The organism is Arthrobacter sp. 10N418 (genome assembly GCF_056394725.1).
Window position 1 is genome coordinate 76,131 of the sequence record NZ_JBFTIK010000017.1, and the last position, 9,237, is coordinate 85,367.

At 67.9% G+C, this 9,237-nt stretch carries 7 protein-coding genes; 5 read left to right on the forward strand and 2 right to left on the reverse strand.

Annotation, left to right across the window (positions count from 1 at the left end; genetic code table 11):
* Nucleotides 1-11 precede the first annotated feature (11 nt).
* Complete coding sequence (locus tag AC1DCZ_RS14415) at nucleotides 12-1,643, reverse strand: DUF349 domain-containing protein (RefSeq protein WP_476975199.1); 1,632 nt, start codon at nucleotides 1,641-1,643, stop codon at nucleotides 12-14.
* Nucleotides 1,644-1,704: 61 nt separating this feature from the next.
* Nucleotides 1,705-2,511, reverse strand: coding sequence for a peptidylprolyl isomerase (locus AC1DCZ_RS14420; protein WP_476975200.1), 807 nt, complete (start codon nucleotides 2,509-2,511; stop codon nucleotides 1,705-1,707).
* Between the two features lie 258 nt (nucleotides 2,512-2,769).
* On the opposite strand from AC1DCZ_RS14420, the gene hisS reads away from it, so the two are divergent.
* From hisS to AC1DCZ_RS14445, 5 genes are all read left to right on the forward strand, one after another.
* Nucleotides 2,770-4,113 carry a histidine--tRNA ligase gene (hisS, locus tag AC1DCZ_RS14425; protein ID WP_476975201.1) on the forward strand — a complete coding sequence of 448 codons (1,344 nt, stop codon included), beginning with the start codon at nucleotides 2,770-2,772 and terminating at the stop codon, nucleotides 4,111-4,113.
* Nucleotides 4,114-4,297: 184 nt separating this feature from the next.
* A complete protein-coding gene (locus AC1DCZ_RS14430) occupies nucleotides 4,298-5,128 on the forward strand; it encodes a sulfurtransferase (RefSeq protein ID WP_476975202.1) in 831 nt (276 codons plus the stop codon).
* Between the two features lie 148 nt (nucleotides 5,129-5,276).
* Nucleotides 5,277-7,061: an aspartate--tRNA ligase gene (aspS, locus tag AC1DCZ_RS14435; RefSeq protein ID WP_476975203.1), complete on the forward strand. Its 1,785-nt coding sequence runs from the start codon at nucleotides 5,277-5,279 to the stop codon at nucleotides 7,059-7,061.
* Between the two features lie 93 nt (nucleotides 7,062-7,154).
* Nucleotides 7,155-7,982, forward strand: a complete 828-nt coding sequence (locus AC1DCZ_RS14440) for a GNAT family N-acetyltransferase (protein WP_476975204.1) — start codon at nucleotides 7,155-7,157, stop codon at nucleotides 7,980-7,982.
* Between the two features lie 259 nt (nucleotides 7,983-8,241).
* A partial coding sequence (locus AC1DCZ_RS14445) for a DUF222 domain-containing protein (protein WP_476975205.1) occupies nucleotides 8,242-9,237 on the forward strand: 996 nt, incomplete at its 3' end.

The following is a 9,237-nucleotide window of genomic DNA, read 5'->3' on the forward strand; positions in this document are numbered from 1 at the left end:
CGGCGGTTCTGCTAGGAGAGTTCGCTCGCTGAGCGTTCCAGTTGCTCCAACCATGCCTGGCGTGCCTCGAGGGCCTCCCGGGCTGCCTTGATCTTGCGCTGGTCCCCGGCTTTCTCGGCCCTGGCCAAGTCATCCTTGAGGCCGGCGATGGCGGATTCCAGTTGCGACAAGGCGCTGTTGGTGCGCGCCTTCGTTTCCGGGTTCGAACGCTTCCAGTTCTCGTCTTCGGCGTGACGGACGGCGTCCTCGACCTTCCGAAGGCCGGCCTCGACACGTCCCATCTCGGCCCGCGGGACCTTGCCGGCCTCTTCCCACCGGTCACGGATGGATTGCAGGGCCTTCTTCGCGGTGGCGAGGTCCTTGATGGGCAGAAGTTCGTTGGCTTCAACCAGCAGTGCTTCCTTGACCACCAGGTTCGCGCCGTATTCCTGGTCGATCTCGTCGTTGGCGGCCTGCCGGTTGGTGAAGAAGACGTCCTGGGCGGCGCGGAAGCGTGCCCACAGCGCGTCGTCGTCCTTGCGGCTGGCGCGGGGGGAGGACTTCCACTCGTCCATCAGCCGGCGGTACTCGCCGGCCGCGAATCCCCAGTCGGTCGAGGAGGACAACGCTTCGGCCTCGGTGATCAGCTTCTCCTTGGCTGCCTTGGCCGCCGAGTTGTTGCTGTCCAGCTGGGAGAAGTATGCCCGGCGGTGGCGGTCGAAGACCGTGCGGGCAGCGCGGAACCGCTTCCACAAGGCGTCTTCGTTGCTGCGGCCGAGCCGGACGCCGCTCTTCTGGGCCGTTTTCCAGCTCTCGAACAGTTCGTTCATCCGCGCGCTGGAGGTCTTCCACTGGATCTGGGCAGGATCGTGGCCCGCGATGTCCTCGGCTTCGGCGACGATGGCCTCGCGGGCCGCGAGCTCGGCGGCACGGACGGCGTCGTGTTCGGCCTTCTCGACCTTCTCGAGTTCGCCGATCTGCGCGACAAGGGCGTCCAGGCGGTTCTCGGCGGAGCGGAGGTCGCCCACCATGTTGCGCTCGGCCAGCTGCTCGCGCAGATGCGTGACGGTCTTTTGCATGTCGGTGGTCGGGGCCTTGGAGCTGACACGCTGTTCGAGCAGGACGATCTGAGCGACGACGTCGTCGTACTTCCGGGCAAAGTACCCCAGGGCCTCGTCCGCGCTGACGCCGGGATACTGGCCGACGGGGTGTTCCTCGCCGTCGAGGGTCAGGAACACGTGGCCGTCACCCTCGACCCGGCCCCAGCGGGCGGCTTCGGCGAGCGAGGCGGCGGAGGACACGGCCACCGGCGCGGGCGCCGGTGCGGCCGCAGACGGCTTGGCCTTGGGCCGGCCCGCGAATGCAGCGGGGGACGGCGCGGGACGATGCGCCGGGGCGGCTCCCGGGGCCGGTGCGGGGGAGGGAGACGGCGCGGCCGGTGCGGCTTCGGCGGGTGCCTCGGCCGGCTCGGTAGCGGGGGACTCCGCTTCAGCCGGCTCAGCCTCAGGGGACTCGGCCGCAGTCAGCTCAGCCTCAGCGGGTGTCGCTACGGCTTCGATCTGGCTGGTGCCCGGGTTCGTGCCTGCGGCAGGGGATGCCTCGGCTTCGGTTTCGTTGCCAGCTGCTGCTGCCAAAGTTTCGTCGGATTTCTGACTGTCTGTCACCGCTAGAAGTCTTTCGCTTGGAGGGAAATACCGGGACCGTGGCCGCCAGGGCCTTGGCTGGTTACTTCAGTGAGAACGAGTCTATCGTGACTGGTTCCGCCGGAGCGCCGTCGGTGGGGTTATCACCGGGTTTAAGGCCGGCAGCAGCAATAGCCGTCACCACGTCCAGCCCGGAGGTCACCTTGCCCACCACTGTGTAGCCCCCGGCAGCGTCGGCAGGGATGACAGTGTCTTTGTACACGATGAAGAACTGCGTGCCGTTGCCGTTGGCGTTTCCGCCGGTCCGGGCGACGGCGATAGTTCCGGCCGGGTATTTGTTGTCCGGCGGGGTGTTCTCCAGAGGGCCCCACGTGTACGACGGATCGCTGCTGCCGTCACCGGCCTTGGAGCCGCACTGCAGGACACCGAAAGTATCGCCCGTGGTCAGGCGGTGGCAGCTGAGGCCGTTGTAGAAGCTCTGGTCAGCGAGGGACTTGAATACGGCTGTCGCCTGAGGCGCCTTGGTGCCGTCCAGCTCCACGCCCAGGGTCCCGGTGTTGAGCTTCAGCTCGCCGGTAAAGGTCTTGCCTGCGGCCGTTTCCGGCTTCGGGATGTTGTCGGCGTTCGTGGGGGAGGCCGACGGCGTGGCGGTGGCGGACGGACTCGTGAGTCCTGCCTGCGCGGCCGCGTACTCCTGCTCGCTCGGATTGGAGGAGAAGACAGTCAATTGGAGGACCAGGGCGACGACGACGGCAGCCGTGCCCGCACCGATCGCCAGGGCGTTGTCGCGTTTGCGGCGCTTGTCCTGCTCCCGGCGCAGTTCGCGCTTTGCCTCCATCTGCTGGACGCGCCGCTTGGCATCGCGGGCGCTCCGTGAACTGGCCGCCAAAAGTCCTCCTGGTTGTAGGGCTGACACCGGAACGGTCCGTCGGCGCCGTCGCGGGTTCAGCTGTCATGCTGCCGGCAGCCGTGCGCCCCCGGCCGTATTAGAAGTTGCAAGCGCCGGAAGCATAAACTGACTGCCGCACACAGTTTATGCACGACTGGCCGGTCTGCCGCCCATCTTCCGTACGTTTCGGCGGAGAATGCGGCGCAAGACGCCCCGGCCGTTGTCACCACCGTCGTAACCAGAGGAGAAAAATCCACCATGGCACGCACAGCCTCCCTGTCCGGATTCCCCGAGTGGCTTCCCGAGGAGCGGCTGGTGGAGCTGCATGTGCTGGACACGCTGCGGCGGACCTTTGAACTCCATGGCTTCTCGTCAATCGAGACCCGCGCCGTGGAAACGGTCGGGCAGTTGCTGCGCAAGGGCGAAATCGACAAGGAGGTCTACGGCCTGAGCCGCCTCCAGGACGACGAGGGTGAAGAGGCCAAGGGCAAAGGCGACCCGCACGCCCTGGCCCTGCATTTCGATCTCACCGTGCCGTTCGCCCGCTACGTCGTGGAAAACGCCGGCTATCTCGCGTTTCCGTTCCGCCGCTACCAGATCCAGAAGGTCTGGCGCGGCGAGCGTCCCCAGGAAGGTCGTGCCCGCGAGTTCACCCAGGCGGACATCGACGTCGTCGGCGACGGCGAACTGCCGTTCCGCTACGACGTCGAGATTGCCCTCGTGATCGCCGAGGCCCTGAACGCCTTGCCGATCCCCGACTTCCTGCTCCGGATCAACAACCGCAAGCTCGCCGAGGGGTTCTACAACGGCATTGGGCTCACCGACACAGCCGGAGTGCTCCGTAGCATCGACAAGCTCGAGAAGATAGGGCCGGCCAAGGTGGCGGACCTCCTCAAATCGGAACTCGGCGCCACCGAGGACCAGGCGCAGGCAGCGTTGAAGCTTGCCGGAATCCGCACGGGCGACACGTCCTTCGTGGTGCAGGTCCGGGCGCTGGGCGTCACGAATGAGCTGCTTGAGGAAGGCTTGAACGAGCTGGAGCAGGTCATTGCGGCCGCCGTGCAGCGCGCGCCCGGACGGGTGGTTGCTGACCTCAGCATCGCCCGCGGACTGGACTACTACACCGGCACGGTCGTTGAGACGGTGCTGGTGGGACACGAGCAGCTCGGCTCGATCTGCTCCGGCGGACGCTACGACGCCCTGGCCAGCAAGGGCAACCGCAAGTTCCCCGGCGTCGGACTCTCGATCGGCGTGACGCGCCTGGTCTCGCGGATCCTCAGCCAGGACCTCGCCAAGGCCTCGCGGTCCGTCCCCACCGCGGTGCTGGTGGCGCTCAACAACGACGACAGCTGGGGCGCAGCCCAGGACATCGCCGCGCAGCTGCGGAGCCGCGGTATCGCCACCGAGGTCGCAGCCAAGGCGGAGAAGTTCGGCAAGCAGATCAAGTTCGCGGACCGGCGCGGTATTCCCTTCGTCTGGTTCACGGACGACGACGGCAAGCACCAGGTCAAGGACATCCGCACGGGTGAACAGTACGACGCCGATCCCGCCAGCTGGACCCCGGCTGAGGAAGACCTGCACGTGCGGGTCCTTAAGGGCTAGCCTCCGCCCCGCGCCGCCGCTTTCCGCGCGATCCTGTGTCAATCCTCTTGGCGGCGGCGTAAAGCCTCTTGGCGGCGGCGTAAAGTTTGCCTAGATTGGGCTTGAAATTTCTCACAATCTGTCGGCTTCCAGGCTCCGCCCCGGGACCCCTGCGGGGATGGATCTTCCAGGAGGAGGTTCCGCAGTGCAGGACGGACACTACGGCAGCGATGAAGTTCTCGTTGGCCCGCAATGGCTAGAGGAGCACCTTCGCGATCCGCTGCTTCGGGTTGTCGAAGTTGACGTGAGCAGCGCGGCCTACAACGAGGGGCATATTCAGGGCGCCGCCCTGTGGAACATCTACCGGGACCTCAAGGACGCCGACTACAGGCTCGTGGGCAAGGCGGCCTTGGAGGAACTGCTGGGGAAGTCCGGAATTAGCCCGGACTCGACCGTGGTCTTCTACGGCTATGCACCGGCGATGGGCTTCTGGCTGATGAAGCTCTACGGCCATACCAAGGCCTGCATCCTGGACACGTCGAGATCTACCTGGGAGCAGGGCGGCCGGCCTTGGACCGCGGAGACGCCCGTGCCAGCTGCGACCAACTACCCGCTGCCTGACCCGGACCGGCGTGTCCGCGCCGAGCAACAAGCGGTGGAAGAGGCGATCGGGCGCCCCGCGGTAACCGTCCTGGATGTCCGCACCGACGCTGAATTCCGCGGCGAGCGGTTCTGGCCGTCAGGAGTGCCTGAGCCCGGGGGCCGCGCCGGACGCATCCCCTCAGCCGTGCACCTGGGGATCGACGGATTGCGCACGCCAGACGGGGCGTTCCGGAGCGCCGAGGACGTGCGGCGGCTTCTGGCCCCGGTGGCTGACTCAGGCGGGGAGGTCATCACATACTGCACGGTCGGTGCCCGCGCGTGCACGGCATGGTTCGCGCTGACCTACCTGGCCGGGCGCGAACACGTCCGGGTCTACGACGGATCCTGGGCTGAATGGGGACGGATGCCCGCAACGCCCGTGGAAGTCGGCTGATCTGCCGGGCATACCGCTGCTGGCCGGCGGGACCGCGGCGGTTGGCCGAACCCCGGGCCGCCATGGCGGGACGTTCCTTTCCACCGGGTAAACTCGAACGGGATCGTTCCCGTAGCGATCCTCTTGAACGCCACCTGAAAGGAATGCTGTGCTGCGCACACATGACCTCGGATCACTCCGCTCCGAGCACATTGGACAAACCGTAACCCTGGCCGGCTGGGTCGGCCGGCGTCGTGATCACGGTGGTGTCGCATTCGTTGACCTGCGCGACGCTTCGGGCGTCGCCCAGGTGGTCGTCCGTGAAGAGGAAGTCTTCCACGGCCTGCGCAACGAGTACGTGCTGCAGATTGTCGGCACCGTCTCCAAGCGCCCCGAGGGCAACGAGAATCCGGCCCTGCCCACCGGCGAGATCGAGGTCATGGCCGAGAAGGTGACCATCCTCAACACCTCGGACCCGCTGCCATTCCAGATCGATGAGCACGTCGAGGTCGGTGAGGAAGCCCGCCTCAAGCACCGGTACCTTGACCTGCGCCGCCCGGGCCCTGCCCGCAACATGCGCCTGCGCTCCGAGGCCAACCGCGTGGCCCGCGAGTTGCTCCACCAGGACGGCTACGTGGAGATCGAAACGCCCACGCTCACGCGCTCGACGCCGGAAGGCGCCCGCGACTTCGTGGTCCCCGCGCGCCTCGCGCCGGGTTCCTGGTACGCGCTGCCGCAGTCCCCGCAGCTGTTCAAGCAACTCCTGCAGGTCGGTGGCTTCGAGAAGTACTACCAGATTGCCCGCTGCTACCGCGATGAGGACTTCCGCGCGGACCGCCAGCCTGAATTCACCCAGCTCGATATCGAAGCCAGCTTCGTGGAGCAGGACGACATCATCCGTCTCGGCGAGGACATCGTCAAGGCGCTCTGGAAGCTGATCGACGTCGAGATCCCGACGCCGATCCAGCGGATCACATTCCACGATGCCATGGCGCGGTACGGCTCGGACAAGCCGGACCTGCGGTTCGGCCTGGAGCTCACCGAGCTCACGGAATTCTTCAAGGACACCAACTTCGGCGTCTTCAAGGCGCCTTACGTCGGCGCCGTCGTCATGCCGGGCGGAGCCTCACAGGCCCGCCGTGCGCTTGATGCCTGGCAGGAATGGGCGAAGCAGCGCGGCGCCAAGGGCCTTGCCTATGTCCTGTACAAGGAAGACGGCGAACTCGCCGGCCCCGTGGCCAAGAACCTCACCGACACCGAGCGGGCCGGCCTCGCCGGCGCCGTGGGCGCCAAGCCCGGCGACTGCATCTTCTTCGCCGCGGGCGAGAAGACGCCCTCGCGCGCCCTCCTGGGCGCGGCCCGGGTTGAGATCGGGCACCGCACCGGCCTCATCAACCCGTCTGACTGGGCCTTCTGCTGGGTGGTTGACGCCCCCATGTTCGAACCAGCTGCCGCTGCCGTCGCTTCCGGTGACGTCGCCGTCGGTACCGGCAAGTGGACTGCCGTGCACCACGCATTCACCTCGCCCAAACCCGAGTTCATGGACAGCTTTGACCAGGATCCCGAGTCGGCCCTGTCCTACGCCTATGACATCGTCTGCAACGGCAACGAAATCGGTGGCGGCTCCATCCGTATCCACGAGCGCGAAGTCCAGGAGCGCGTCTTCGAGCTCATGGGCCTGGACAAGGAAGACGCGCAGACGAAGTTCGGTTTCCTCCTGGAAGGCTTCAAGTTCGGCGCCCCTCCCCACGGCGGAATCGCCTTCGGCTGGGACCGCGTTGTCGCCCTGCTGGCAGGCGTTGAGTCCATCCGCGACGTCATCGCCTTCCCGAAGTCCGGCGGCGGCTATGACCCGCTGACGCAGGCGCCCGCCCCTATCACGGCCCAGCAGCGCAAGGAAGCCGGCGTGGACTTCAAGCCTGAAGCCAAGAAAGCCGACGACGACAAGAAGTAATCTGGACGCGTTAGCAGCAGGGGCTTCCCGGGAAACCGGGGAGCCCCTGCTGTCTTCCCTGTTGCCCGCAGCCGTACCGGACGGAGAATCTCGATGGACCCTAACCCGAGCCCCGCACTGACTGCCCTGGCGGTTCCCGGGCTGGAGGCGCTCATGGATTCAGCGTGGCCCGCCGCCGGGCGGCAGGAGTCCGGTGAGTGGGTGCTGCGGGCGGCCTCCGGCGTGACACAACGGGCGAACTCGGTCTGGGCGCGGGAGCCCGGCGAGGACCCTCACCAGCTGCTCGCCGCAGTCCGGGCGGCCCGGCTTTGGTACCGGAACCGCCGTCTGCCGCTGATCTTCCAAGTCTTTGACGGGCCACGCTCGGCCGCCCTGAACACGGTGCTCGACGATGCAGGCTTCACCCGGCAATCGGAAACCCTGGTCCTTGCCCGTCGATCCGGGCCGGTGGCCGCCGCGGACTCCGTCGGCCCGGGCACGGCCGTGGAGATGTCCGCCGAGCCGTCGGCGGAGTGGCTGGACCTGTGGTGGAGCGTCGACGGGCATGGGGGAGTGGCCGGACTCGCCGTCGCCCGCGGCATCCTCGACGGGTGCCCGGCCCTGTACGCGCTGGTCCGGGACGACGGCGTGCCCGCCGCCGTCGCACGCCTCGCCCTGCCCGACACTGGGCCCGCCGGGCCCCGCTGGGGTGGCCTGTACTGCATGGCGACGCGCCCGGATGCGCGCCGGCGCGGCTACGGTGGCCGGATTGTCCGGGCGCTCCTCTGCGAGGGCGACGTCCGCGGTTTGGGTGGCTACTGGCTTCTGGTGACGGCTTCCAACGCCGGAGCCCGTGATCTGTACACACAAGCCGGATTCCGTGAATCCTGCCGGTACATCTACCGGCAGGAACGGCCGAGGCGGCACCTGAGCGGCTGCTGAGGATTGTGGTCGGCGCCGGCGCTCCTGGCGGAGGGCAGTCCACGACGGCAGCTGCGCCTGGTGGTGGAAGAGTGCTGAAGAGTCTGACTCTGCATTTCCGCTCCAATACGGTCCGCGATGTACCGGAGCAGACGCGCAGTCACCGTAAAAGCCGTCAAAACCGAGCAAGGCCAGGCTGCTCCCACGGCGGGGTACTGCCCGCGCCGTCGAGGACGGCCAATGTCATCAAATTGTCGGTGGCTGGTCATAGTCTGTGGGTGTGAAGAGCGGAGCGGTTTTGAGTGCGGGGTGCAGGGAGGCGGTGGCGGCTGTCGCTGCGTCCGCTGCTGCGCTGGCGGTTTTCACTGGCGTGGGTGGGGGCGGCGCTGAGCCGTCCGGCGCGGATCCGTTGCGGGATCTGGCGGATGATTGCCTGGACGGGTTGGCCGAGGTGGCCCGGTTGGAGGCCCGGACTGCGGCGTTGAAGGTGCGGCTGGCCGCGGAGTATGTGCAGGCGGCCAGGTTGCTGGYGGCTCCGGGGGCGTCCCGGCAGGACCGTGCCGCGTCGGAGATGGCGGTGGTGGCCGAGGTCGCCTGTGTCCTGACCGTCAGCGAACGGGCCGCCGGTGCCTTCCTGTCCGAGTCCGAGGCGTTGACGGCGGTGCTGCCGCTGACCCTGGGAGCGCTTGAGGCSGGGACGATTTCCTGGCAGCACGCTAGGATCATCGTCGACGAAACCGGCGGCCTGGACGGGTGCGGGGCGGCGGCGCTGGAGGGGCATTTCCTGGACCCGGAGGCAGCGGGCGCGGCCCGCGGGTGCCCGGCCGGGGACCTGGTGGCGTCCCGGTTCCGGGCCAAGGCGCGCGCCTGGCGGGAACGCCACCACCGGGAGAGCATCGAGAACCGTCACACCGCGTCCGCTGCGGACCGGCGGGTGGAGTACGTCCCGGACCGGGACGGCATGGCGTGGCTTTCGGCCTATCTCACGGCCGAGACCGCGGCGGGGATCTGGGAACGGTCCACCGCGGCCGCCCGGACCCTGCAGGGCCCGGGCGAGGCCAGGACCCTGACCCAGCTCCGCGCCGACATCACCGCCACCTGGCTCCTCACCAGCGGAATGACTGACGGTACCGGCACCGGTACCGGTCCGGGTGCGGGGATGGTCGGGGGCGGGTGCGGGGGTGTGCCGTTGCCTCGGGCGCAGGTCCTGGTCACCGTCCCGGTCCTGTCCCTGCTGGGCGCCACCGGGGAACCGGCCGTCCTGGACGGGCACGGG